Genomic DNA, 26,295 nt, shown 5'->3' on the forward strand with positions numbered 1-26,295 from the left:
CTGGTAATTGGAGAAAGTTGCCGCGATATTTTTAATTACGGAGAATGCAATCGTCTATGCCCAGAGGCTCCAGTTCCAATTTTTAATTCTATACAAACAACTGAAAATGGAGGAATGGCGCTAAATGTAAAAAACAATATTGCTGCATTAAATGTCGAGACTGATCTGTACACAAATACAAATTGGGATACCATAACCAAAACCAGATTTATAGATATAAGAACCAATCACATGTTTATGAGACTTGATTGCAACGACAATGCATATAAGCGATATAATATAGACAATATAAAACGCGAGGTGTAAATTGTCAAGAAACAAGAATCGTGTTGGAAATACAGTCCAGCACGACACAAGCCCCCCACCAGTTGATCCCAGCGGTGCAGGTATTCGGTCGCACCGTCTTCCCGGTAAGACCGGTCATCCGTTTTCGGCAGTGCCCCCTGCTGATAATACTCCAGACCGACAACGTATTCATGCTGTTGATTTCGACTGGTAATCTGCAGACTCGTGGGAGTTTTATGCTGGCTGATATAGAGCCCTCCCGGACGCAGTACGCGCGCCACTTCCCGGTAGACTTCTTCCACATCGGGAACATAACAGGTACTCACAGGCTGATGCACAATATCAAATTGCGCATCCCGCAAATCAGACAGATCATCCATGGATGCTTCAACGATTTTTACCTGCAGGCCTCGCCTGTGGGCTTCCTGTTCGTCCAGCTGCAGCATTTTATTACTGAGATCAACGACGGTGACCTGCGCCCCCGCAGATGCATACAGGATCGACTGCCAGCCACCTCCCGACGCCAGGCACAGCACGTGTTTGCCAGTGACAGATTCAGGCAGCCAGCCCCGTGAATCAAGTGTCTGTAAGGGTGCTCGACACTCTTCATCGGTCGCGACTTTGGTAAACTGACTGCGAACTTCCGCCAGTCGATTCCAGGCAGCACGGTTATGAGGCAGGTGGGACATGCGGAAGGCTCGGTTTCAGATCTATCGATCAGGATTCCTGCGGCTGTGTTTCAGCCTGTGAATCCAGTAACGCCCCGGCAAAGGTGACCAGGTCTCCTTTACCACGTGCCACTCGCTGCAGGACATCCAGATGGTCTGTTTTGAGGCACAGATCAGTGAAGGAAAAGGTATTGGGATCTTCAAACTGACTCAGATAGGTTTCCGCCAGTTCGATGGCCCGGTCATTTCGTCCCAATCGCGTCAGAAGATCAATCATTGCATATGCAATCATCTGCTTGTCGTCTTCATCCGGTTCCTGCTCCAGTTTGTTTTCGAAATAGGCAATCCCCATTTTCTGATCATTTTCATCTCCCACGAGGGATTTGAAAAAGTGCATATGTGCCGGATAAAAGTCTTCAAACGGAGTCTCTCCCGGATACTGAAACTGGCTGTCTAACCGGGATCCATATTCACACAATTCAATCACTTTTGACAGATGAGGATCATTGTCAGGCAGCAGGCGGGCAAAACGAACCACCGAATTTAAATGCGAAACATCGATATGATAACTGCCGGATTCAAACATCCAGTCCCGTCCCGCCATCAGTTCCCGCAGATTGTCTGTGGGAGGAGCTATGGGAACTTTCTGTTGTACCTGATATTGCAGAGAGTGAACGAGATCTGCATACAACTGGTCAACCAGCAGGCAGGCAACCTTTTGTCGCCCCTCCGGGCTCAGCTGTGCATTCATCTGGTCAAATACGGTGATCGTGTTACAGATGCCGTTGACCTGCAACATAAGCTCAAATCCTTTTTCCGGATTCGCCCCTTCATAAACACAAACCTGGATCAGCTCTTCCACTTTCTCTTCCGGTACCGTGCGCGGATTGATTTTCTTCAAGGCGTCTGCAACCGGCTCGGGCTCCTGAATGGTCTGGAAGTATAACCAGGCATCGGAATACTTTTTCTCTTCCAGGAATAACTTACCGACTTGACGGGCCGCATCGATATATGCTTCCTCGAACTCTTTCTTTTTAGCTTCCGGTACATTGTCAAAACTGGTTGGCTTCAACAGACCCATGCCCAGCGCCAGTTTCTTTTGCATTAACAGGGCATCAAACAGTCGATGATAATTTTTCTGCGTAGTCAGAGTTTCAACCAATCGATCCAAAACGGCTTGCGGTGACTGCTGCTGTAATTCTTCCAAAGCGGCAAAGGCGTCTGCTGACATGATAATTCTCTTGTCCTTGATCGTTTCAGATTAGTGATGCGATTCTTCTGATTATACTCTCGAGTGATCTGTTCGACACAAACTCTATGATCGCAGGCCGGCAAACAGTGTTTGATCCAGCCTGATAACATGATCACACTAAAACGGGCGGAATTCAATCCACTTACAGTTAGTTCAGTACCCGACAGCCTGACTCATAAAATTTAGACGTAACGTTATACAGACAGGCTGATCCGAGAGTACCTCGCATGCAAATAAAGCCTCTCTCAATCTCTTACACCCGGTCCCCATACCCCTGGAGACGCCAGAGTTTAACGAGACACTCTCTGATTCTCATTGTAAGAAATCCGGGCCGCCCTGAGTACCCCCCAGACATTTCAGAAAGCAAAGAATCGCCTCGTTTGGCTGGTATTACTCTACAAACAGGAGCGGATTTAAATCACCATTAGTATCAAAGCGACCGATCACAGATTCGTAACTGGTATGATGGCCCAGCACGGCCCGTGCCTGGTCCGCTTTTTTCAGACTGCGATACACCAGTAACTGATGTGTTCCGATCCGTAATCGATGTCCGGCTGCTTCATCCCGCGGAGAAATCTTCCCTGCTTCACTCACGGTCAGTCGAGACCAGTCTGCCGCTTTGCGCTTCAGATCGGGTTCCCAGTCGATCACCAGTGGGACATACAGTGCCGATGCTTCCGAAACCTGCTGCTGCAAAATCAGTTGATGCTGTTCATTAAAAGTCAGGCTGCCCGGCTGAAAGAAATCCCGCTCCTGGGATAAGCCGATCGGAAAGATCCGTGCCGTCAGTCCTTTGGTTTTGAGCATCATTTCATGTGTTTCGCTGTCTACACTGCCCGTCAATTCGGGAGAGACCGGCAGTATCGATCGATATTCAATGTTGGCAGCTTCGGTCCCGGTCACAATATCTGAAAGAAAAGCAAAGTGCTGGTTGCGGGGAAGCAACAGCTGACGCTCCAGCCGAAAACCGGAATCCAGGTCCATCTGTAATTCGAGGTAGTCCGCATCTTCATCTGAATTCCAGCAGACACAACTCCATTCACCATCGCCCGTCAGATTTTCGCCGTTGACTGTCAATGAAAATTCCCAGGTTCCCTGCAACAGTAATTTTCCCATTGCCGTCAGGCTGACGACCGGGAGTTCCCCGTTCCAGTTCACCACCAGCAGATTGGATGTATCAGACCAGTAATTTCTCATCAAAGCATAGGCAGCCCAGTCTGACTGGGTCGAAGCACATTCTTCTGACTGAATGAAAAACCCGGAGCGCTTTTTTTCTCTCTGCAGCGATTTTAAATATAATCGCTCTGCACTTCGGGACGGCAGTCCTGCAATACTGGTTGCTGCTGACAGTAATTCCAGATGCGAAACTGTATGCGTGGGGCACAGCGCAATCTGACCACTGGCATCGCAGGCTGCTGTGATTTTCTCAACCGATAACTGGAAACGATCCAGGGCTTCCTGATCCCATAATTTTTTGCCCCAGACCTGGCCTGCATAAGTCGCCCTGGTCAAGGTAATCAACCAGTAATCCAGTCGGGGAAAGAAATCCGCGTGCGGAGTTCCATCGTTATCAGTGCGATCGAAAAAACTGTCTCGTAAATTCTGCTGACCCAGTTGACGGAAATTCTTTGCCCCGGAAATCTCCGAGAAGAATAATCCGGCACGCCAGGGAACTTCTCCCGAAATCAGTGCGACCTGATCTTCGGGTATCCCTGAGAAGTCAGTTTCTTCAAGCTTGAAACAAAGCGTCACCGTAGAAAACAGGCAGGCCCGCCAGACACTGATGAGCGCAGCCGGTGCCAGGCGAGTACCCAGATTTTCCAGCATTTCGATCAACAGCAACAATTCAAAAGGCTGTAAGGGATCGGAGGCGGAAATCTGATCAATCCAGCCGACCAGCAGGCGACTGATTTCATCCCAGCTCAATTCAGGAGTCTCTTTGCGTTTCGCAGTCTTTGATTTCTTTTTGGGCCGAGCCAGCAATTTTCTCGCGGAACCAATCAGGCTGATCAAATCCGAAGTGCGACAGGTTTCATCTACCGACTCAACCGACCAGAGCGTAGACCACGGCATTTCAGCAGACAGCTTTCCTGATCGCTTCTGTTTGCCAATGGATTTCAGGGTGGATGCCAGTCCCTTACAGAACCGGCCCAATTCACCTGACTGTGCGCCCTTCATCAAATCGCCCGTCGGCTTTGATTTCCATTGTACCGACTGCAAAAATTCTTCATCAGAAACAGTAAACAACTGTTGTGCCACAGATTGACCAAATTCGATTGACATTGTTTTTTCCATGAATGGGTTCCCCAACAACAATTGAGAATTTCACCTGCAACAGTTGAGCTTCAGGTCGGTTTCGCGCATCACCGAACCCGGATGTTTCTAATAAGGGGTTGGCCCCCTTGACTACTACATAAAATGCGCCGACTGGTGATAATAGGGTAACGGTATTTCTGCTGAAATCAATTGATCCAGACGCCATTCAACATGACTCTTGAAACATAGGACCGGGAATTCAACAAATGCGCTCCTCCCGTATCGGAAACCAGGTCATCAGTCAGGCGGATCAGAGCCAGATCTGCTCGTTTCCCGACAGTCAGCGATCCCAGTCGGTCTGACAGCTCCAGTGCACGGGCGCCCGCTAAAGTGCCACACTCCAGAATGAGATCTGTCGAGACATTGGGAAACTGTTCACGGAGAAACTGCAGTTCTTTCCAGAGGCTGAGGTCAGGATTGGAAGCCCGACTGTCCGTCCCCAGTGCCACATTGATTCCCTGACTGATCAAAGTCAACCAGGGATGGGGGCGATGGCCAAAATAATGATGGGTACGCGGGCAGTAAACAACAGAAATCTGCGGGGCCTGCTTCAGAAATTCGATCTCGGCATCACCAAAATAATTTCCATGGACGGCCAGCGCAGATGTGAGTTCCGCCAGTGGTGCGAGGTAATCATACAGGCGCATCCCGTCTCGCAATATCTGCGGATCCCAGAGCCCCAGCTCAGCTAACAGATCTACAAAGGGACCCGATTTCTGAGTCAAAAATTCCAGTTCATCTTCTGTCTCCGCAAGATGCACGGCGGCGGGCACGCCCTGATCACGCGCCTGTTGAACCAGATTCAGATATAAATCGGGATTCACACTGTAAGGCGCATGCGGGCTGATTCCCAGGCCCACGGCATCACTCAACTCGAGATCCGTTCCCAGCTGCAGATAATCTGCTGCAATCTGTTGCTGCTTTTCAATCCGATCTGGTGTGAAACCCAGACATTCGCGGAAAACGACCGCAGAGGGTTTCCTGTCATCTGCAGACAACAGCTGCAAACTCTCTGAACTGGTTGCGATTTCTCCCAGGCAGGTCGTCCCGGCTTTCAAACTCTCCTCGATTCCCTGTTGGATCCTCTGACCTGCGGGAACAGTACAGGTGAACCGCGATTTCATGATCGAGCGAATCCACGCGGCAAACGGCTTTGTGGGTCCCAGCGGAGATTCCAGCTGACTGAATTCCAGGTGAGTGTGCGTATTCACCAGTCCGGGGATCAGAGCAGTATTGCCCAGATCGACTGCCCGGGGATGTTCTCCCTGGTACACGGCGGCAATCCGGGAGCCTTCCACTTCAACGATGGCCCGTTCCAGTGGAGGTCCCTCAACGGGAAATACCCAGCGCGCTGCTAAGATCTGACGTTCCAAAATATCACTTTGTCTAATAAACGATGATGGCAGGTGAAATCACGACCAGATCAGATGATATCAGATTAAAGCTAATTTGTGGAATCTGTGAGCCGGCGGTCAAAGGCAGACAACGTCAACGACTCTGTCTGCTCACCGGGAGCAGTCCTGGACTGCAGTGTCACCCATCGCAGCAGTGCAATCGCTAACACGGCACAAATCAGCAGCAGAGGCCAGGAATAACGCAGGCCCTCCGGTCCCATACTGACAAAATACTGCAGACCATGTTCGGGAACCCATTTTTCAGGTACTCGACCACGGTAGATTGAAAGGGCGTTATAGATAAAATGAAAGGCAATCCCCGGAAACAGACTGCGACTGTGAACCGCAATCATACCCAGTGCCAGACCAACCAGGGTCGCATTAAACACCTGCTGGGGAATCATATGCATGGCGCCGAAGGTGAGGCTGGACAGGATAATCGCCAGCCAGGCACGACCACGTCGACCAAAGCCACTTAAAATGAAACCTCGAAATGCCAGCTCTTCACAGACTGCAGGTGCCAGGGCAAACGCCAGTAAAATCAGCCAGATCGACTGATTGGGATCTGACATATCCTGCAGGACGGCAACGGTTCCCTTCGGCAAAGCCGGGAAGAACCACCGTAAACTGGAAACCAGTTCCTGCGACAGGGGATGCAGGGCAAACGCCAGGATCGTCGCCACGATCCAGAAACTGAAGCGAGGCAGATAGAGACGAAACGTCTTTCGCATGCTCGTCGTCAGCATAATACCCATCATCAGCGCCGGCGTCGCAATGATCGCCAGTTGCTGGATCATCAGCAGCTGCATCATTCGCGTGGGACGCTCTGCCGTGGTCGCCATCTGGATGGCGTCTCGCATGGTATTCATGACAGCAAACTGCAGAAGCATGATGATCACAAAACAGAAACCCGCCTCGGCAAAACTGGGCAGTGAATCCTTGGTACGCATCAGGTGCTTCAGCCAGAGACCAACCTCGAAGCGTTCGGCCTCGCGGAATAAGACATCCTCACGTTGAAACTGGTCGATGGCCCACCAGAGTGCCAGCAGACTATATCCGATACTCGTAATCAGGACCGGAATCGCATACACGTACAAAATGCCCGCGTTGACCGTCGATAACAACATCCCCTTCAACAGCAGGGCAACGCCGACCACCGGCATCAGACTGTAAAAGGGATTGATCTCCACTGCCGGCGATAAACAGAAGACGGTCAGGCCGATCGTGACCATCAATAACGGTGTCAGATAGTACTGCCCTTCCTTGCTGCTGCGGGCAAACGTGGCCAGCGACAGACACAAGGCGCTGAAGAGCGCTGCCAGGGGAATCAGCAGTACCACAATCCAGAACAGGGCCGAAAACGAAGGAAACGACAGATCCCCCATTCTGGAAAGCGCCCCCGTTCCCGCCACATTGACCATATGTTTGCCGGTAAATCCCATACTGGCCAGATTCAACAACGCCGTCGACACACTGAAAACCAACACTGTTAAAAACTTACCCAGTACGATTTCTGTTCGCTTCGCAGGTGAGATTAACAGCGTTTCCATCGTGCCCCGTTCTTTCTCACCCGCTCCCAGGTCAATCGCCGGATAAAAGGCACCTGTAGCTGCCATGATAATCAACAGGGCGGGAAAAAGTTTACTCCAGAGATTCGCTGCCAGCTGATCATCCTGCGCCAGATCGATCACTTCCGGATTGATTGGCGTTGGTAAAGAAACAGGAAGCCTGGCTCGATTCAGCCGGGCACGTAAAATCGCTTTTTCCCACGCATCCATCGCTTCCTGAACCCGGATAAAGGCCAGTTTCGATTTCTCATCGGCTCTGTTTCTCAGAATCAATGGCCTGGACGAAACTGCGGGATCAAAGTCTATTGGCTCGTGAAGCGCCAGCTTCGCACTGACTTGCTCCAGTTCTTTTGAAAGTCCCTTTGGTATAATAATCAGAACCTGGATCTTGCTTTCCGCAAACTGTTTACTCAGCCGTTCCTTGGTTTCAGTAATTTCATGGAGCAGCAGCTCAGCTTCGCTACTGTCTTCCTTGCCTTTCAACTTGTCCCATTCGTCCAGCAGACTCTGATGCTGTTTCAGTTCCAGCTCCAGCTGATGGGCCTGCTTCAGAATCTCTTCACGTTCGGAATTGGTTTCAGTATCTGTAGACTCAGAATCAGTGTTCTCAGGTTGGCTGTCCGTAATAACGCGCAGTTTGTCCGCATCTGAGGGAATCGTAAACCAGTTGGAAACAAACTGATCCCCGTCCAGTAACTGAGGCTGTTTTGGCAATTCATCGGCACCAAGCAAGACTACAGTCCGGGGTTGTTCGGAAAACAACACGGTCATCTGCACCATGCCGATCCCCATCGCCGGGTAGAGCAGCAGCGGGAGGACTGCCACCATAAACAGGGTGCGGCGGTCGCGCATCTGGTCGCGCAGTTCACGCATTAAAATCAGCTTGATGTTCTTCCACTGTATCATCTGAATTATTGAGCCTTCATCGCCAGCTGGTCTTCATGCTGTTGAATTAAACTGAAGAACAACTCTTCCATATCCGACTCGTGATATTGTTCTTCCAGTTCCGGGATACTACCGATCGCCAGAATTTTTCCTTTGTAAATCACCGCGACGCGATCACATAACTTTTCAACTTCCCGCATGATATGAGTCGAAAAAATAATGCACTTGCCCTCCTCGCGCAACGCTTCTATTGTTTTCAAGACGGCACGCGCGACCAGAACATCAAGTCCTGTTGTGGGTTCGTCGAAGATCAGCACGGGTGGGTCATGAATGATCGTGCGGGCAATGGAGACTTTCTGCTTCATGCCGGTCGACATTTTGGAACCGAGCATATCCCTGATGTCCTGCATCTGCAGAGTGGTGAAAATGCGATCCAGCCTCTCCTGGAGTTCCTGCTCCTCGATGCCGTAGAGTCGACCAAAGTATTCTACCATCTCCCAGGCAGTCATCCGATCATAGATACCGGTGTTGCAGGACATGAATCCAATCTGCCCACGCACATCCTGGGGATGGGTCGCGACATTGTAGCCGGCGACAATTGCCGTTCCGCCCGTCGGCTGCAGTACCGTACTCAGCATCCGCAGGCAGGTCGTCTTGCCGGCTCCATTAGGTCCCAGTAAGCCGAAGATTTCTCCCGCCTGAACATCAAAGCTCACCGAGTCGAGCGCGACAATACTGCCACGACGCAAATCATCGAAACTTTTGCTCAGACCTTCGACGTGAATCATATCCGTCCATTATCCCAAATGCCCGCGTAAATCAGACGATCAGCATCGCGCCAATCAACCGAGTAGAGAGGCTTACTTATACGTTATTATTACAGGTAAGCATAGCCTATCACCGCGAATCGGCTGACCTGAGCTGAGTGTATGATCAATTTTCTGTCAGTTGAGCACGGGCAGAGGAACGTGACCTGCTCCTTTGGCAGGACCGCTGGAATCGGGATCATCGATATAGTCATAAAAGACATTCCGCTGCCGAGGAATATAACCCGATTCGGTGATACAGCGTCGAATCGTCTCAACAGTCAGATGATGGGTGGTCCCGGCCTGGGAAACCACATTTTCTTCGATCATCAGGCTGCCCATATCATTGGCACCAAAAAAGAGTGCCATCTGACCGGTTTTTTCTCCCTGGGTGACCCAGGATGACTGAATATTCTGGAAGTTATCCAGGTACAGTCGACTCACGGCCTGTGTCTTTAAATACTCAAACGCCCCCGCTGGAGGAACATAATCCATGTCCGTATGATCCGGCTGAAGTGTCCAGCAGATGAAAGCAGAAAAGCCATGCGTTTCATCTTGAAGTTCACGCAGACGATCCAGATGTTCGATGCGTTCTGCCAGTGTTTCGATATGGCCGAACATCATCGTAGCACTGGAGATGCCCCCCAGTTCATGCCAGACACGATTCACGTCGAGCCATTCATCGGTCAGGACTTTGCCTCGTGTGATCTCTTTCCGCACACGATCGACGAGAATCTCTCCCCCGCCGCCGGGTACGCTTCCCAGGCCAGCAGCCTTAAGCCGTTCGAGCACCTGACGCAGCGAGAGCTTATTGACTTTTGTGAAGTGATGAATTTCAGGAGGGCTGAAACCGTGGACATTAATGGTGGGATAGCGTTCGCGCAGATCGCGCAGCAGATCCTCATACCATTCCAGTTTCAGCGTGGGATGCAGCCCCCCCTGCAGGAGGATCTGATCGCCGCCCAGTTCGATCGTCTCTTCAATCTTCTGATACAACTGCTCGGGTTTGAGTACATAGACTTCGGGAGATTTGGGATTGCGATAAAAGGCACAAAAATCACAGACCGCCGTACAGGAATTGGAATAGTTAATATTCCGATCAATGTTGTAAGTGCGATATGGTTCCGGATGCAGACGTTTTGTGACTTCATTTGCCGCACGACCCAGCGCAACCAGATCGTGAGACTCCATCAGCTTGAGTCCCTCTTCTCGGTTCAGTCGTTCGCCGGCGACCGCTTTATCCAGCAGAGATGCAATTTCGGAAGACAAGAGGAACCCCCTCGGGCGCAAGTCCCGTTTTAATAGCTAATTCTTGAAACAAACGTAACCCGCAACGTTCCGCGGGCCCCAGATAAAAACTCAGATTATTTTTCAGATAGCTTCTGGCTACCGATTCGTCAATGCCCAGCTTCGGGGCTTCCCGGCGGGCAATTTCATCCAGCAGCGACACGCCTTTATCCCGCGCCTGACACAGCGCCGATTCCAGCGAACCCGTTTCCTGATCGCGTCGAACGGCCCACATGGCAAATACAAACGGAAGACCCGTCCAGCGTAACCATTCTTCTCCCAGATCCCAGGTCGCTGCAAAGCTTGTCTCCGGGGTGTGGATGGCACGATCCCCGATTAATAAAATGGCATCAGCCGTACTGGCTTCGATCGTCTTCTCGATGGGCAGCGGCTCGACTTCCGGATAAACGCCATATTGCTCTGCCAGCATAATCCGAACCAGTGTCGCGCTCGTTCGCGAACCCATATCCAGCGCAAGCCTTTTAATCTGCCCCAGAGGCACTCTGCTATACATTTTAACACTCAAAACCGGACCCTGGGTGGCCACACAGGCATTGGATATGATTTCATATTCAGAACTGCGGATCACTTCAATCGAAGGAATCAAACCCACATCGATACGCCCGGCAGCCAGATCATCCGCCAGCAGACTGGGATAATCCAACATCAGTTCAGTATTTTCGGCGAGCGCTTCCAGATCTTCAATCAAAGGCTTCGAGTTGAGATAGGAGACCGCCCCCACACGGATTGGGGGTGGAATCAAGTCAGACATTATCGTTTGGCTTTCATTTCCGGTTGCATTGTCCAACTTATTATAGCCAGCAGTCTTCATCTCGCAATCAGCTCACACTATGGTAAATCATTCAGAGAACGCGCTCTCGTGCACATTCTGACTACAGGTGTTACAATTCCGTACGTAACTTGGCATACATTATCTTATTCTAGCAGTTTATGCCCCCTCAATCAGGGAATATCCACTTGAAAATCCAAGGACAGACCAAATTTGGCGTCCTGCCGCAGGTGATCACCATAACTACAGGCAGCAGAAAGCAGTAACAGCATGACAGAACAGAGTCTCTCCCGGGTCGGCTTCATCGGATCTGGTCGTATGGCAACCGCTCTGGCAGGAGGACTAATTTCCTCTGGATTCACAACAAAAGACCATGTCTGTGCCAGCGACACTTATGAAGCTGCCAGGCAGAAGTTCGTCCAGGAGACCGGCGCACGGTCAGTTTCCTCGAATCAGCTGGTCCTGGAACAGTCAGAGATCATCATTCTCTCGGTCAAACCCCAGCAGATTCCCGACGTGCTTCGGGAAATCAAATCAGCTGTGACCACCCAGCACCTCCTGATTTCCATCGCGGCCGGCTGCCCACTTGCTCTGTTTCTGGATACCCTGGGAAAATCCACTCGCATGATCCGTGTAATGCCCAACACCCCCTGCCTGGTCAAACAGGGTGCCTCTGCTTTTGCGCGTGGCGGACAGGCATCGACAGAAGATGCGCAGCTGGTGGAGACATTACTTTCGACGGTCGGGATCGCTTTTGAAGTTCCCGAGTCTCAACTTGACGCGGTCACCGGCCTGTCAGGCAGCGGCCCTGCCTATATCTACCAGGTGATTGAAGCCCTCAGCGATGGTGGAGTCCGCGTGGGGCTGCCACGTCACATCGCCACACAACTGGCTGCCCAGACTGTGAAAGGGGCCGCTGAAATGGTCCTGCAGACAGGCGAACATCCCGGCACTCTCAAAGACGCGGTGACCAGCCCCGGAGGAACCACGATCGCGGGAATTCACGCGCTGGAAGCCGGCGGATTAAGAAACAGCCTGATGAACGCAGTCAGCGCGGCAACAAACCGCTCCATAGAACTCGGCAAAGGATAACTCTCTCGAACGGGATGCTGAAGCTCGGTTTTTATCACCAGACATTCTTTAATTTTATGATCCAACTTGTGCTGACTGTATCCATCTCTCAAAATAAAAGGATGCCTTCAGAGTAAAATGGGACCGGGGTAACCTGAGGTCTGTTCCGTGCCCCCGTTCCAAGTCGAATCTCTGGAGTCATGTCAGCACCAGAAAACAGCTTTGAATCATACCCGCCTGCATCCACCGGGAGAGACAACCATGCTTACCCTGCCAGTCCGTACCATTCTTTTGCTCTCGTGCCTGTTTCTAACGGGGCTCACCCTCTCACAGGCGGCTGAACCCGATCTGAAAAGTCTGTTATCTCAGCCGGTGCTGGAAAAAGATCTTCCCTGGAAAGAAGTGCAGGCCTTCATTGCGCCGCGTGTTCCCGGCATGCCGGAAATCAGCAGCGTTGAGGAATGGGAAAAATATATTTCGCAAGTCCGCAGCAACGTTCTGAATAAAGTGGTTTTTCGTGGAGAAGCCGAAAAATGGCGGGACGCTAAACTGAAAGTCGTCTGGCTCGAAACAATCGAGGGCGGCCCCGAGTATAAAATCCAGAAGTTACGCTTTGAAGCACTGCCCGGCCTCTGGGTGCCCGCGGTATTATATGTTCCCCACAAGTTGACAGGAAAAGTTCCTGTCGTCATGAATGTGAATGGTCATGACCGCAACGGAAAAGCGGCTGACTACAAGCAGGTCCGCTGTATCAACCAGGCGAAGCGGGGCATGCTGGCGATCAACATCGAATGGCTGGGCATGGGGCAGCTCAATGCTTCCGGTTTTACACATTATAAAATGAACCAGCTCGACTTGTGTGGTACAAGCGGCCTGGCCCCTTTTTATCTGTCCATGAAACGGGGCCTGGATGTCCTCTTATCGCACCCCCATGCTGATCCGAATCGTGTCGCGGTGGCCGGCCTTTCAGGCGGTGGCTGGCAGACCATTTTCATCAGTTCGCTGGATGAACGAGTGACGCTTTCCAACCCGGTCGCCGGCTATTCCAGCTTCCTGACACGCGTTGATCACACAAAAGATCTGGGGGATTCCGAACAGACCCCCAATGACCTGGCCGTCTATGCTGACTACACCCATTTGACCGCAATGCGGGCTCCCCGTCCCACCCTGCTCACCAACAACTCCAAAGACAACTGCTGCTTTGAATCGGGTTATGCACAACCCCCGCTTTTAAAGGCAGCCTTCCCGATCTTTAAACTCTATGACAAAGAAAACAATCTGCAGAAACACGTCAACGACGATCCCGGCGATCATAATTTCCTCCAGGACAATCGCGAAGCCCTCTATCGCATGCTGTCGGCTCATTTTTCGGAACCGGGCAATCCCTTACCGGTCAAGGAAATCGAATGTAACGCCGAACTCAAATCAGCAGAGGAACTCAAAGTCGAACTACCTGAAAATAATGCCGACTTCCATACACTGGCTCTCAAGCTCTGCCAGAATCTGCCCCGGCGTACGAAATCCACTCCGGAAAAACAGCGCGCTGCACTCAAACAGGTCGTGCACTTCGAGCCCGCAGAGTCTCCACTTAAGGCCACACAATCCAGCCAGACAACAACAGGCAAAACTCAAGTCACATTCTGGAAACTGAAAATCGACAAAAGCTGGACCGTCCCCGCAGTAGAATTCTCCAACGGCCCTTCGGAATCCACGACAATCCTCGTAGCAGATGCAGGTCGCAAAAGTCTGGCAGAACAGGTTCAGAAGTTACTGTCACAGGGAGAAACGGTGCTGGCCGTCGATCCCTTTTACTTTGGCGAATCGAAAATCAGTCAACGTGACTTTCTGTACGGACTGCTGGTCGCCGCAGTGGGAGAGCGCCCCCTGGGAATCCAGGCCAGCCAGTTAACTTCGATTGCACACTGGTTACGTGATCAGAAAAAACAGACTTCCGTCAAAATTCAGTCTGTCGGCCCCCGCAGCAGCCTGTTCACTCTCATAGCAGCCGCCATCGATCCGCAGGTCTTCTCCGGCGTTGAACTACAAGGCTCTCTGGGTTCGTTAAAAGAAGTGATTGAACAGGATCAATCTGTCAATCAGGCACCGGAACTCTTCTGCTTTGGATTACTGCAGCAGTTTGATATCAAAGACCTGGTCGCGCTGGCCGGAAAAGATAAAGTAAAATTCCTGGATCCCAGCGAACGTGTGAAACAGGAGTTGTCCCAGGTCCAGATCAAAAAAGATCTCGATTATCTGGGCGATGGACGCAGCGAAAAACTGGACCTGTATCTGCCCGATCCTCAATTTCAAAGCGGCCCTTATCCGGCTGTCGTGATCATTCACGGCGGAGGCTGGCACGGCGGTGATAAAGCAGCCCGCCGCGAGTTGAACATCGGAAATAATCTGGCCAAAGCCGGCTACGTCTGCGCCAGTATTAATTATCAACTCGCCAGACGGCACTCTAAATTTACAGAGAATCTCAAGCAGGTCTGGCCGGGCAATCTGCAGGACTGTAAAACCGCGGTCCGTTATTTAAGAAAGCACGCCAGGCAGTATCAGATTAATCCTGACCATATCGGCGCCATTGGCGGGTCAGCGGGAGGACATCTGGTCGCCATGCTGGCGGTGACCGGCGATGATCCTCAACTCGATCCGGAAGGTCCCTATACCGATTTTTCTACGAAAATTCAGGCCGTCGTCCCCATGTATGGCGCACATGACCTGATGACCCTGGCAAAATCACGCGATCTGCTGGACTCCTTCACCAAAGAGGAGAAAGAACTCAGCCAACAGGCTTCGGCCGTTTCACACCTCACAAAAGACGATCCCCCCTTCCTGATCTTACATGGAACAAAGGATACAACCGTCCCCGTGGAACAGTCAGAAGTTCTGCAGTCAGCACTCCAGAAAGAGAATCTCCCCTCTGAGCTGTTGATTATTGAAGGTGCTCCGCACAGTTTCCATCTGCAACCCAGCCAGCAGGATCTCAGACCTGCCGTGATCGGCTTCTTTGATCGCCACTTGAAACCCTGAGTACAACAATCACCGCTGGTGTTGACACCATCATGGACTCTGCTAAAATAAAACCAAATGTAGCCTAGGCTACATTTAACATTCATTGTACACACATTCTCTACCAGGAGATCATCAATGCGAAAGCTTCTCGCATTCAGCCTGATGTTAGGCATACTGGCAGGCTGCCAGTCCAGGCAGGATTCGGTTCCTGAAGAATCCTCTGATCAGCAGTCAGACAAGCAGTTAAAATATCCGATTCCGGTAGCCGCAACCGTGGGGATGGTCGCAGATCTGGTGAAAAATGTAGGACGAGAATATGTGGCCGTCACACAAATTATGGGTTCGGGGGTCGACCCCCACATGCATAAAGCCAGCCGTGATGATGTGCAGACAATCATGAATTCCGACATGGTCTTTTATTCTGGACTGATGCTGGAAGGAAAAATGGCGGACACCCTGATCAAGGTCGCTCGCAACAAACCTGTCTTTGCAGTCACGGAGTTGATCGACCAGAAAACCTTACTGGAACCGGACGATTTCAACGGTCATTACGACCCCCACGTCTGGATGGATGTCGCCACCTGGTCACTCTGTGTTGATGCGGTGAAAGACGCTTTGAGCCGGTATGACCCCAGGCACGCCGCTGACTATCAGAAGAATGCTGACGACTACAAACAGCAACTCAATACGCTGCATGAGTATGGATTGAAAGTGATTCAGTCCATACCGCAGAACAGTCGAATTTTAATCACCTCGCATGATGCCTTCAATTATTTTGGCCGGGCTTATGGACTGGAAGTGCTGGGAGTTCAGGGGATTTCTACAGAATCAGAAGCCGGTCTGAAACGGATCAACGAACTGGTTGATTTACTGGTCGCGAAAGATGTCAAAGCTGTCTTTGTGGAAAGCAGTGTCTCTAAAAAGAATATCACAGCGTTGATCGATGGTGCGAAAGCGCAAGGTCATGAGATTATTATTGGCGGCGAATTGTTCTCTGATGCCATGGGAGAAGCAGGCAGCTACGAAGGGAGTTACATGGGCATGCTGGATCATAATTTCACGATCGTTGCCAGAGCGCTCGGCGGCACCGCCCCTGAAAAAGGAATGCAGGGCAAACTCACCCCGTGACTCAACCCCCTCACATCCTGACCGTATTTATCTGACTCTTATATCCAGCATACATTCAATGAAATCGTTTCGATCTTATGAATACCAGCAACAGTGTTTCCCCCGACCGGCAAAACGATACTTCAAACGCTGCGATCCCCCTCTCGGTCTATGATCTGACAGTGGCATATCATCGCAAGCCTGTGATCTGGGACGTCAGCTTTGATATCCCGCCGGGTAAGCTGATTGGGATCATTGGCCCCAATGGCGCAGGGAAAAGCACACTGCTGAAAGCCGTCATGGATCTGATACCGAAAGCATCCGGACGGGTTCAGATCTTTGGCAAGTCGTATCAGAAAAATCGACACCGTGTGGGTTACGTTCCCCAGCGGGAAAGTGTCGACTGGGATTTTCCCGTGGACGCCCTGGATGTGGTGACAATGGGACTCTATAAAGAAATTGGCTGGTGTCTGCCTGTTCGCAAAAAACATAAAGTTCGTGCCATGGAAGCACTGGAGCGTGTGGGAATCGCCGACTATGCCCGCCGCCAGATCAGCCAGCTCTCAGGGGGACAGCAACAGCGGACCTTCCTGGCCCGCGCCCTGGTGCAGAATGCTGATTTATACCTGATGGATGAACCCTTCGCAGCCGTGGATGCCGCTACAGAAAAAGCAATCGTCCAGATCCTGCAGGAAATGAAAGAGTCCGGTAAAACGGCGCTGGTGATCCATCATGACCTCCAGACCGTACCGGAATATTTTGACTATGTCATCCTGCTGAATATGCGGGTGATCGATCATGGTTTGACCGCAGATGTTTTCACGCCTGAAAATCTGCAGAAAACCTATGGCGGCAGACTGACTCTGCTGGAAGAAGCAACCGAGACCATGCGTCGCCGGGAGCAGTCTTTATGAGACTGTTTGCCATGATAGTTCTGCTGCTGAGTCTCTGTCCTGCGCCTGCGCTGCTCGCAGCCGAGCCCTCTATTTCCCAGGAATCCATTACAGACCGCAGCATTTCCCTTCCTGAATGGAAAGACTGGAGACGGGTTTTCTTTTTAGAGGACTATAACACGCGCATCGTCATTCTGGGCACGACATTACTGGGCATGTCCGCCGGCATGATCGGCAGTTTTGCCCTGCTGAGAAAACGAGCCCTGATGGGGGACGCTTTAAGCCATGCCACCCTGCCCGGCATAGCACTGGCTTTTATTCTCGCGACATCACTGGGCATGAATGGCAAAACCCTGCCTGTGCTGCTGTCGGGAGCTGCCATCAGCGGATTGCTGGGGATCGCATCCATTCTGCTGATTCGTAATTTAACCCGTTTAAAAGAAGACGCCGCCCTGGGAATTGTGCTCAGTGTTTTTTTTGGAGCGGGAGTCGCATTACTGGGAATTGTCCAGCAGATGCAGACGGGTCACGCAGCCGGACTCGAATCTTTTATTTACGGTAAGACCGCATCAATGGTCGCCAGCGATGCCTGGCTGATTGGCAGCGCGGGTCTGACCTGTATGCTGATCTCTATCTTCCTGTATAAGGAACTCACACTACTCTGTTTTGACGAAGGCTTTGCGCACTCACGGGGCTTCCCCGTTGTCTTTCTCGATATGATTCTGATGGGACTGGTTGTGGTAGTGACGATCATTGGTCTCCAGGCGGTTGGTCTGATTCTGATGATTTCACTCCTGGTGATTCCCCCCGCGGCAGCCCGCTTCTGGACAGAAAAGATCTTTTACCTCTCGCTCGTCGCTACAGTCCTCGGAGCGCTCAGTGGAATGATAGGCTCTGCCATGAGCGCGATTTTCCCCAACCTGCCTTCCGGTGCGATGATTGTACTGGTGGCAACCAGCATGTTTCTGGTCAGCATGGTTTTTGGAATTCCCCGGGGCATTCTGATCCGCAAAGTCAGACGCTATCAACTGAATACTAAAGTCAATCGACAACACCTGTTGCGCAGCATCTATGAATACTTGGAAGCGCATCGCATGCTGGCAGAAAAACAGATCAAACCGGTGCCCGTCACTGCCCTCTACCAGATGCGCAGCTGGTCGCCAACAGCACTCCACAAAATCATCCGGCGTGCCGAACAGAATGACTTAATTGAGACCGTTTCCGGTGATCAGATACGATTGACACCCCTGGGTCTGACCGAAGCCGCACGGGTCGTTCACGAGCATCGACTCTGGGAACTGTACCTCATCACCTATGCCGACGTGGCGTCGAGTAAGGTCGATCGGGACGCCGATGCCATCGAACATGTCCTGGAACCGGAAGTCATTGCTGAGCTGGAAGCGTTACTGATTCAACAGGCGTCCTCCGATATTTTAGCCAGCCCTCACACGCTGGAGATCGATCCGGGAAACACGGATTCATCGGTCTCTCAATCCGGGAGGCCTGGTTCATGAATGTCATTCGAGAAGCATTGAGCCAGTGGAACTGGTATCTGGATGGCTGGATCATTGTCGCGGGAATTCTCTGTTCTGTCGCAACAGCCCTGCTGGGAAATTTTCTGGTCTTGAGAAAAATGAGTATGCTGGGTGATGCGATTACGCACGCCATCCTGCCCGGTCTTGCTGCCGCGTTTTTCATCAGTGACAGCCGCAGCAGTCTGCCCATGTTTGTCGGTGCGGTCATCGCGGGAATTTTAACAGCCCTGTTCACAGAGTGGATTCGCAGCTTCGGAAAAGTGGACGAAGGCGCTGCCATGGGAGTGGTTTTCACATCACTGTTTGCGCTGGGTCTGGTCATGATTGTGCAGGCTGCGGACCATGTTGACCTGGATCCGGGCTGCGTACTCTACGGTGCAATTGAACTGACTCCCCTCGATACGGTTCTGATTGCCGGCTGGGAAATCCCCCGGGTTGTCGCCGTGCTCTCGATTGTTCTGTTAATCAACCTGTTGTTTGTGATTTGCTTTTTCAAGGAACTCAAACTCAGTTCATTCGACCCGGCTCTCGCAACGACCACGGGATTTAACGCCACACTGATCCATTACACGCTCATGACACTGGTCGCGATCACGGCCGTCGCCAGTTTTGAAACAGTGGGCAATATTCTCGTTGTGGCAATGTTTGTGGTTCCCCCCGCTGCCGCCTACATGCTTACCGATCGCCTGGGACGCATGATTGTTATCAGTGTGATACTGGCTGTCATCGCTGCCATCACGGGACACATCAGCGCCATAACCGTTCCACACTGGTTCGGTTATGGCAGTACTTCTACCGCCGGGATGATGGCCGTCGCCGCGGGTCTGCTGTTTGTTCTGGCTGCCCTGTCCGGCCCTCGGCATGGAATTCTGGTCATTTTTGTTCGAAGGCAGTTCCTGGCCTGGAAAATACTGGCAGAAGACATCATCGCGCTCATGTATCGTATTGAAGAACGTGACCCGGACCTTAAACCGGATGCCGGCTATTTGCGCGAGATTCTATTCTCCCGCGCCTGGCCCACCCGTCTCACACTCTATTACCTGACACACCAGAACCAGATTGCTGGATCAGATGGTCAATTTGAATTGACTGAAGCGGGCCGTGATCGGGAACGTCAACTGGTTCGTTCACATCGTCTCTGGGAACACTACCTGGTCGAACACGCGGGCATGTCGACAGAAACCATTCACAGACAGGCCGAACGACTGGAACACTTTACCGATCGCCAGTTACGTGAAAAGTTGAATGAGGATACGAACGAGACGGACCAGGATCCCCACGGCAGTCCTATTCCTCCCGAAGAACTCACCAACTGAGGAAGATCCGGCTTCCCCCCCCAGCGTCAGACATTCCAGGCCCGGAAGCCTGTATTCATTAATGCTCTGAAGGTACAGGAACTTCCTCTTCTTCGGTTTCTGTTGCCGAATCCTGTTCATCAGCAGGAACCCAGCCCCGGTCAACAATCAATCGGGCGCCCCGCCTGAAACTGAGATAGGACCAGGCCCACTGCATCACCACCAGTACCCGGTTTTTAAAGCCGGTGAGATAAAACACGTGCACGACCAGCCAGACGACCCAGGCAAAAAAACCAGCCAGCTTGAACCGCCCCATTTCGACAATGGCGCGACTGCGTCCAATGGTAGCCATCTGACCTTTGTCCCGGAAATGGAACTTGCTGCGCGGCTTGCCTTTGACTTCATTGCGAATCGTTTTCCCGATGAATCGCCCCTGCTGCAAGGCAACGGGAGCAGTTCCCGGCAGTGGGCTGCCTGTCTGATGGGTATAACTGGCCTGGTCGCCGGCCACAAATACATTCGGATGTCCTTCCAGGCTCAAATCCGGTTCGACAAGCACCCGGCCACGATTATCGACGTGCATGCCTCCTGCCTGTCCGAGTTCGGAAGCCTCAACTCCTGCCGCCCACAACACCGTGGCAGCCCGGATTCGCTCATCCCCTAGTTCCACTCCCTCGGCATTGATATTCGTTACCACAGATGAGGTCCAGATCTGAACTCCCAGCTTCTCCAGATCACGGGCCGCCCGGTTTGACTGCTGCTCGGAAAACATGGGCAAGATTCTGGGGCCTGCTTCCACTAAAATGACGCGGGTATGACTGGGATTGATTCGTCGAAAATCCCGTGAGAGCGTAAAGCGGCTCATCTCCCCGATGGCACCTGCCAGTTCCACCCCGGTAGGGCCTCCCCCCACGATCACGTAAGTCAGATACTTCTTTTGCTCATCCTGATCGGTTACGCGTTCCGCATGCTCGAAGGCAGACAGGACCCGTTTTCGGATTTCTGTTGCCTGTGAGATTGTCTTCAGGCCGGGAGCATATTTTTCCCACTCATTATGACCGAAATAGCTGTGTGTCGCACCACAGGCCAGTACCAGGTAGTCGAACTCCAGTTCGCCGAAATCGAATTTGACTTTTTGTCCGGGAAGATCGATCGACTCCGCTTCCCCCAGTAAAACACTGGTATTGCGATAAGCGGAAAGCAAGCTGCGAATGGGGGTGGCAATATCTGCGGGGCTGAGCCCGGCCATCGCCACCTGATAGAGCAGCGGTTGAAACAGGTGATAGTTATGGCGATCCACCAGGGTGACTTCCACTCCGGCTACTCCCCCCAGTTCCAGTGCCGCATTCAATCCGGCGAAACCACCGCCGATGATCAGTACCCGTCTGGTGTCGGACTTGCTTCGAGGGTTCTGTAAAGTATTCATTTCATTAATTTTTTAGACAGGACGTTCCATTCAATCAGACAGAAGTAAGCGCCCCTTTGATGCCGATTAAGAAAACACACTATAGCCATTCTAGTCGATTCGTCTACACACACAAAATATCTTCTTGAAAATTCAGGGTGTTCTGCCTGGAAACAACAAATTCAAATGAATTTCAGGCAAGAATCTCATGAATCACTTCGCCATGCACATTCGTCAGGCGGCGTTCAATCCCGTTGTGATACCAGGTGAGACGGGTATGGTCGATCCCCAGTAAATGGAGCACGGTGGCATGATAGTCATGCCAGGCAATCGGTTTTTCAACAGCTTTCCAGCCAAATTCGTCAGTCGCTCCATAACTGGCTCCATGCTTAAGCCCGCCGCCTGCCATCCAGACTGAAAAACCATTCATATTGTGATCACGGCCGGTACCAACCTGATCAGAAGCAGACTGCGTAAACGGTGTCCTGCCAAACTCCGTGGAAAATAGAACCAGTGTATCATCCAGCATGCCCCGCTGCCTCAAATCCTGTAACAAACCCGCGATGGGCTGATCGATGCGGGCTGCTTCACGTAAATGATTGCCTTTCACGTTTTCATGGCCGTCCCAGTTGATCCGCGGTGATCCAAACGGGCCTCCCGAAAACAATTGCACAAAACGAACCCCCTGTTCAAGTAAGCGTCGCGCCAGCAGACAGTTACGTGCAAACGGAGCTGTGACTTCGGAATCAAAACCGTACAGTGACTGGGTGGCAGAAGTTTCAGTGGTCAAATCAGTAACCCGGGGTACCGCCAGCTGCATTTTGGCGGCCAGTTCATGGCTGCGAATTCGTGCTTCCAGATCGCTGTTCGAGCCCATCCGCTCCAGGTGGCCCTGGTTGAACTGGTTTAATAACCGCCGACTGGCTTGTTCCGTTGTTTTCGAGATGTTTCGTTCAGGGAACAGATCGCGTATCGCTGGCCCCTGAGATTGAAAAGGCACCCCCTGGTGCAGAGCGGGTAAGAAGCCATTCGACCAGTTAATCGTTCCTGCAGCGGGGTAACCGCGTACGTCAGGCAGCACCACAAACGAAGGCAGCTCATCGGTTTCACATCCCAGCCCATAGGAAAGCCAGGATCCCAGGACCGGAAACCCATTCAAACGGAATCCCGTATTTTCCTGGAAGGTGGCGGGAGTGTGATTGGCGGAATCTGCTTTCATGGACCGCAACAGCGTGAGCTCATCTGCCTGGGCCGCGATGTGAGGAAACAGATCGGAAATCCACAGACCGCTTTCCCCGCGCTGGCGGAATTCAAAATCGTTTTTACGCAACAGGCCGACTTTACCGAAAAAGGTTTCGGGAGTTTTATCAGCAGGCATCGTTTTGCCGTGCAGGTCTTTCAGCGCAGGTTTATAGTCAAAGGAGTCCAGATGGCTCAGGCCTCCGATCAGGCAGATATGGACCACCCGTTTGACCCGAGGCGGAAAATGAGGTGCCGTTGATGCCTCCCGGGACGCTTCTGCAGCGGGAACCGGTTTCTGATGCAACAGCAAATCCATGACGGCCGTTCCCGCCAGACCAGAGCGCGCCCAGGAAAAGAATTCACGACGCGACATCGATTCGCAACCAGCGTCAGTTACGGAGTGTTCTTGTTTCTGAAATGACATCCTGCTCTCAATTCACATATAAAAATTCATTGCTGTTGAGTATCACCCGGCATAATGCGGAGAGTCCGTGTTGCTCGCAAAACTCGCATGCTGTTGACAACTCTGCAGGCTGCGGTTGACGCTGATAAGCCAGTAAGAACAGCTCTTCAACCTGTTTCTCCTGTCCGGTACCGACGCGCTGCTGAATGCGTTCAGCAAGATGATCTGACATTCTTAAAACAAAAGAAGTGTTCATCAGCGAAAGTGCCTGGAGGGGCGTTGTCGTTGAGGCACGGTCCGGTGTGGTAGTCGAGGGATCGGGACAATCGAACGTCTCCAGCAAAGGATGCCGTCCGCCTCTTGCAGAAAATCGATAGATCGATCGACGATTAAACTCTCTGCCGACCGGATCCAGCGGCTCATAAAACTGCGTCCCTTTGAAAAAATAGGACTTCACATCCTGGTATCCCCGACCCCCGACCTGGGCATTCAGCTGTCCTGATACTTTTAAAATGGAATCGCGAATCGACTCTGCTTCAATTCTCTGCGGACTCTTGCGCCACAACCACTGGTTGTCGGCATCGACACTCAACGCATCCAGGTCGAGTTGAGCTGACTGCTGATAGGCGGCAGAGAGCAGAATCAGACGGTGCAATGATTTCAGACTCCAGTTTTTCTGAATCAGCTGGCGCGCCAGCCAGTCCAGCAATTCCGGATGACTGCAGTCGCCTCCATTAAATCCGAAGTCGTTGGGAGTATTTACAAGCCCCCGCCCAAAATGATAATGCCAGACTCGATTAACGATCACCCGGGCAAACAGCGGGTTCTTCGCACTGGTTACCCAGTCTGCAAACCGGATTCTGCGATCATGGTCCGAGCTGTCTGCCGCCAGCCCCAGGTCTCCGTCGACCCCCTGAATGGCCTGTAAGCCTCCAGGGCTCACAATACCGGCTGGCGCAGTGACACTGCCTCGCTTCAGCAAATGCATTTCAGGCGGTTTCCGGGAAAGTGCCGCATAAGCTTTTTTCGGCTCAACCGACTGCAGTTGCTTCATTCTGCTTTGCAACTCAGTTCGTTCCCGTTGCAATGTGTTTCGTTTTGCCTGCTCTACGGGAGACAGTACTGCAAGCAGTTCTGCCTCTGAGAAAAAGGTCCCTTCGCCTGTTGCAGACTCCTGAATTTCTGCCGCAGTCAAGGCCCGGTCATATAAACGCGCTTTCGTGATCAGCCCCTTCAAAAGTCGATTTCCAGCAGGTGAGCCATGACGCAAACCAAAGAGCACCTCCGTTTTTCCTGCAGGAAACGATTGCAGGCCACTTGACCGATAAGACTTTCCATATGGTTTTCCATTTCGCCAGGCGGTGACCCTGCCGTCCGCAGCATACACAATGGCAATCTGAACTTCCCTTTCATTCGCCTCCTGTTCCGGCTGACCCTGGAATGATTTCGTACGATTAAAGTGATCGCTGCCAGCCAGCCAGTGCCCCGGCTGCTGTTCTCCGAATACAATCGCATCAAAGATGGTGCCATCCCCAGTCTGCACACTCAGAATGCCGCCTCCCCGCTGATTCAGATTTGCCAGTTGAACCCAGGCTTCCAGAGTTTTTTCAGTCAACTCCTGTTTGAGGGGTTCCGTTTTCAGATAGGCTTGATCTCCATCCAGCAACAGCCCTTCCCCGGTCTGCCTGGCGGAACCATGTAACGTTCCCTGTAAACCACCCACAAGGTCCTGTGTGCTCTTCCGAAAATCCCAGGCTGCTATGGGTGACGTCAATACACCAGCAGACTCTGTCTTTCCCTCTGCTACACGTGAAGCAAGTATTCTCTGGCGCGCAACGGTCTCTAATTCCAGCAAAGCCTTCTGAGTTTCATTGAGAGTCTTTTTTGTCTGCGTCAGTTCCCGCTGAGCATTTTCATAAACGGGATCGGGCAGACCCCGTTCCCCATGGGCCACACCGGAGAGTGCCGCTGCAAACTGATAGTATTCCTTCTGGCTGATCGGATCGAATTTATGATCGTGGCAACGGGCACAGTTGACAGTTAATCCTAAAAACGTCTGACCGACAACGCCGACCATGTCTTCCAGTTCATCCTGTTTCATCGTCGCCCGCATTGTTTTACTGACGGGAATTACGACATCATGCGGGCCTGCCACCAGGAATCCGGTTGCCTTGATCGCCTGTGGATTATCTGGCTCCAGCAGATCACCCGCCAGTTGTAATTTCACAAATCGATTATAAGGCAGATCCTGGTTCAGTGCCTCAATCACCCAGTCCCGATAATGCCAGGCGTTCAAACGAGGCTGGTCTCTCTCAAAGCCGTTGCTCTCGCCAAACCGGACCACATCCAGCCAGTGACGAGCCCAATGCTCTCCATAGTGAGGTGAAGCAAGCAGGCGATCAACCAGTTGCGAATACGCATCTGGCGACTCATTTTCCAGGAAGGCATCCACTTCTTCCGGCTCGGGAGGCAAGCCGGTTACTGAATAGGAAAGACGTCGAATCAGGGTTCGACGATCAGCCACGGGTTGAGGCTGAAGGCCCTGCTCCTGCAACTTGCTTAAGATAAACGCATCGATCGTATTTTGTCCCCAGCCATCATCGGGCAGAGAGGGAATAACCGGATTCTGTAGAGGCTGCAGAGACCACCAGTCATAGCCGCCCCGCTTCTCAGTGGTTTTACTGAAGGCATCGATCTGATCAGTGCCCCACGGGGCACCAGCGGAAATCCACAATTTGAACAGCTGTTTCTGCCTGGCTGTCAGGGGATGCTCAGGTGGCATGGCATCGGATTCGATATATTGCCACAACAGGCTTTCTTCCAGCTTTCCCGTCTGAAGTGCCGGCCCGCTTTCACCACCCTGAAACGCTGACTTTCGATTGGAAAAATCAAAACCGGCACGGGGATCCAGGCCGGCATGACAGTCCAGACAGTGCGCCGCAATCAAGGGTGCCATCACACGGTCAAACTCAGCACCTGCCGTCTCTGCATTTTGAAACGGGTCCGCCGCGTGAGACCTCACTGATAGGCTCAGTACGATAAATACTGACAAAATAATCAGACTCCATCCCGGACCAC

The 26,295-nt window shown here is 52.0% G+C and carries 17 protein-coding genes; 6 read left to right on the plus strand and 11 right to left on the minus strand.

Annotated elements, in window-relative coordinates; translation table 11 throughout:
* Positions 1-227: 227 nt before the first annotated feature.
* The 8 genes from AACZ40_RS06390 to AACZ40_RS06425 all read right to left on the minus strand — a co-directional run bounded on the left by AACZ40_RS06390 (position 228) and on the right by AACZ40_RS06425 (position 11,233).
* Positions 228-974 carry a class I SAM-dependent methyltransferase gene (locus tag AACZ40_RS06390; protein ID WP_339673656.1) on the minus strand — a complete coding sequence of 249 codons (747 nt, stop codon included), beginning with the start codon at positions 972-974 and terminating at the stop codon, positions 228-230.
* Positions 975-1,002: 28 nt separating this feature from the next.
* Positions 1,003-2,184, minus strand: a complete 1,182-nt coding sequence (locus AACZ40_RS06395; RefSeq protein WP_291170300.1) for a hypothetical protein — start codon at positions 2,182-2,184, stop codon at positions 1,003-1,005.
* Positions 2,185-2,595: 411 nt separating this feature from the next.
* Positions 2,596-4,488, minus strand: a complete 1,893-nt coding sequence (locus AACZ40_RS06400) for a hypothetical protein (RefSeq protein ID WP_291170299.1) — start codon at positions 4,486-4,488, stop codon at positions 2,596-2,598.
* A 179-nt stretch (positions 4,489-4,667) separates the two neighbouring features.
* Positions 4,668-5,894: an amidohydrolase family protein gene (locus AACZ40_RS06405; protein WP_291170297.1), complete on the minus strand. Its 1,227-nt coding sequence runs from the start codon at positions 5,892-5,894 to the stop codon at positions 4,668-4,670.
* 71 nt (positions 5,895-5,965) lie between these two features.
* A complete protein-coding gene (locus AACZ40_RS06410; protein ID WP_291170296.1) occupies positions 5,966-8,389 on the minus strand; it encodes an ABC transporter permease subunit/CPBP intramembrane protease in 2,424 nt (807 codons plus the stop codon).
* 5 nt (positions 8,390-8,394) lie between these two features.
* Complete coding sequence (locus tag AACZ40_RS06415) at positions 8,395-9,156, minus strand: ATP-binding cassette domain-containing protein (protein WP_291170294.1); 762 nt, start codon at positions 9,154-9,156, stop codon at positions 8,395-8,397.
* Positions 9,157-9,312: 156 nt separating this feature from the next.
* Positions 9,313-10,443 carry a cyclic dehypoxanthinyl futalosine synthase gene (mqnC, locus tag AACZ40_RS06420; protein WP_291170292.1) on the minus strand — a complete coding sequence of 377 codons (1,131 nt, stop codon included), beginning with the start codon at positions 10,441-10,443 and terminating at the stop codon, positions 9,313-9,315.
* A complete protein-coding gene (locus AACZ40_RS06425) occupies positions 10,412-11,233 on the minus strand; it encodes a menaquinone biosynthesis protein (protein WP_291170290.1) in 822 nt (273 codons plus the stop codon). Before AACZ40_RS06425 ends, mqnC begins: the two co-directional genes overlap by 32 nt.
* Before the next feature lie 288 nt (positions 11,234-11,521).
* On the opposite strand from AACZ40_RS06425, the gene proC reads away from it, so the two are divergent.
* From proC to AACZ40_RS06455, 6 genes are all read left to right on the plus strand, one after another.
* Positions 11,522-12,343: a pyrroline-5-carboxylate reductase gene (gene proC, locus AACZ40_RS06430; RefSeq protein WP_291170288.1), complete on the plus strand. Its 822-nt coding sequence runs from the start codon at positions 11,522-11,524 to the stop codon at positions 12,341-12,343.
* A 240-nt stretch (positions 12,344-12,583) separates the two neighbouring features.
* A complete protein-coding gene (locus AACZ40_RS06435) occupies positions 12,584-15,355 on the plus strand; it encodes a prolyl oligopeptidase family serine peptidase (protein ID WP_291170286.1) in 2,772 nt (923 codons plus the stop codon).
* A gap of 117 nt (positions 15,356-15,472) precedes the next feature.
* Positions 15,473-16,465 carry a zinc ABC transporter substrate-binding protein gene (locus AACZ40_RS06440; protein WP_291170284.1) on the plus strand — a complete coding sequence of 331 codons (993 nt, stop codon included), beginning with the start codon at positions 15,473-15,475 and terminating at the stop codon, positions 16,463-16,465.
* Positions 16,466-16,542: 77 nt separating this feature from the next.
* Complete coding sequence (locus AACZ40_RS06445; protein WP_291170283.1) at positions 16,543-17,358, plus strand: ABC transporter ATP-binding protein; 816 nt, start codon at positions 16,543-16,545, stop codon at positions 17,356-17,358.
* Positions 17,355-18,851, plus strand: coding sequence for an iron chelate uptake ABC transporter family permease subunit (locus tag AACZ40_RS06450; RefSeq protein ID WP_291170281.1), 1,497 nt, complete (start codon positions 17,355-17,357; stop codon positions 18,849-18,851). Before AACZ40_RS06445 ends, AACZ40_RS06450 begins: the two co-directional genes overlap by 4 nt.
* A complete protein-coding gene (locus tag AACZ40_RS06455) occupies positions 18,848-20,188 on the plus strand; it encodes a metal ABC transporter permease (RefSeq protein WP_291170279.1) in 1,341 nt (446 codons plus the stop codon). The genes AACZ40_RS06450 and AACZ40_RS06455 overlap by 4 nt, the downstream gene beginning before the upstream one ends.
* A gap of 58 nt (positions 20,189-20,246) precedes the next feature.
* On the opposite strand, the gene AACZ40_RS06460 is transcribed toward AACZ40_RS06455, so the two are convergent.
* From AACZ40_RS06460 to AACZ40_RS06470, 3 genes are all read right to left on the minus strand, one after another.
* A complete protein-coding gene (locus AACZ40_RS06460) occupies positions 20,247-21,593 on the minus strand; it encodes an NAD(P)/FAD-dependent oxidoreductase (protein ID WP_291170277.1) in 1,347 nt (448 codons plus the stop codon).
* Between the two features lie 172 nt (positions 21,594-21,765).
* Positions 21,766-23,187 carry a DUF1501 domain-containing protein gene (locus tag AACZ40_RS06465; protein ID WP_291170275.1) on the minus strand — a complete coding sequence of 474 codons (1,422 nt, stop codon included), beginning with the start codon at positions 23,185-23,187 and terminating at the stop codon, positions 21,766-21,768.
* A gap of 58 nt (positions 23,188-23,245) precedes the next feature.
* Complete coding sequence (locus tag AACZ40_RS06470) at positions 23,246-26,239, minus strand: DUF1553 domain-containing protein (protein WP_291170273.1); 2,994 nt, start codon at positions 26,237-26,239, stop codon at positions 23,246-23,248.
* Positions 26,240-26,295 lie beyond the last annotated feature (56 nt).

Source organism: uncultured Gimesia sp., assembly GCF_963972345.1.
GTDB lineage: Bacteria > Planctomycetota > Planctomycetia > Planctomycetales > Planctomycetaceae > Gimesia.

What these genes read in the sequence shown, in the direction of transcription:
- AACZ40_RS06390 (WP_339673656.1), bottom strand. Translation starts at nt 974, where the DNA reads ATGTCCCACCTGCCTCATAACCGTGCTGCCTGGAATCGACTGGCGGAA.
- AACZ40_RS06395 (WP_291170300.1), bottom strand. Translation starts at nt 2,184, where the DNA reads ATGTCAGCAGACGCCTTTGCCGCTTTGGAAGAATTACAGCAGCAGTCA.
- AACZ40_RS06400 (WP_291170299.1), bottom strand. Translation starts at nt 4,488, where the DNA reads ATGTCAATCGAATTTGGTCAATCTGTGGCACAACAGTTGTTTACTGTT.
- AACZ40_RS06410 (WP_291170296.1), bottom strand. Translation starts at nt 8,389, where the DNA reads ATGATACAGTGGAAGAACATCAAGCTGATTTTAATGCGTGAACTGCGC.
- AACZ40_RS06415 (WP_291170294.1), bottom strand. Translation starts at nt 9,156, where the DNA reads ATGATTCACGTCGAAGGTCTGAGCAAAAGTTTCGATGATTTGCGTCGT.
- AACZ40_RS06425 (WP_291170290.1), bottom strand. Translation starts at nt 11,233, where the DNA reads ATGTCTGACTTGATTCCACCCCCAATCCGTGTGGGGGCGGTCTCCTAT.
- proC (WP_291170288.1), top strand. Translation starts at nt 11,522, where the DNA reads ATGACAGAACAGAGTCTCTCCCGGGTCGGCTTCATCGGATCTGGTCGT.
- AACZ40_RS06435 (WP_291170286.1), top strand. Translation starts at nt 12,584, where the DNA reads ATGCTTACCCTGCCAGTCCGTACCATTCTTTTGCTCTCGTGCCTGTTT.
- AACZ40_RS06440 (WP_291170284.1), top strand. Translation starts at nt 15,473, where the DNA reads ATGCGAAAGCTTCTCGCATTCAGCCTGATGTTAGGCATACTGGCAGGC.
- AACZ40_RS06445 (WP_291170283.1), top strand. Translation starts at nt 16,543, where the DNA reads ATGAATACCAGCAACAGTGTTTCCCCCGACCGGCAAAACGATACTTCA.
- AACZ40_RS06450 (WP_291170281.1), top strand. Translation starts at nt 17,355, where the DNA reads ATGAGACTGTTTGCCATGATAGTTCTGCTGCTGAGTCTCTGTCCTGCG.
- AACZ40_RS06455 (WP_291170279.1), top strand. Translation starts at nt 18,848, where the DNA reads ATGAATGTCATTCGAGAAGCATTGAGCCAGTGGAACTGGTATCTGGAT.
- AACZ40_RS06460 (WP_291170277.1), bottom strand. Translation starts at nt 21,593, where the DNA reads ATGAATACTTTACAGAACCCTCGAAGCAAGTCCGACACCAGACGGGTA.
- AACZ40_RS06465 (WP_291170275.1), bottom strand. Translation starts at nt 23,187, where the DNA reads ATGTCGCGTCGTGAATTCTTTTCCTGGGCGCGCTCTGGTCTGGCGGGA.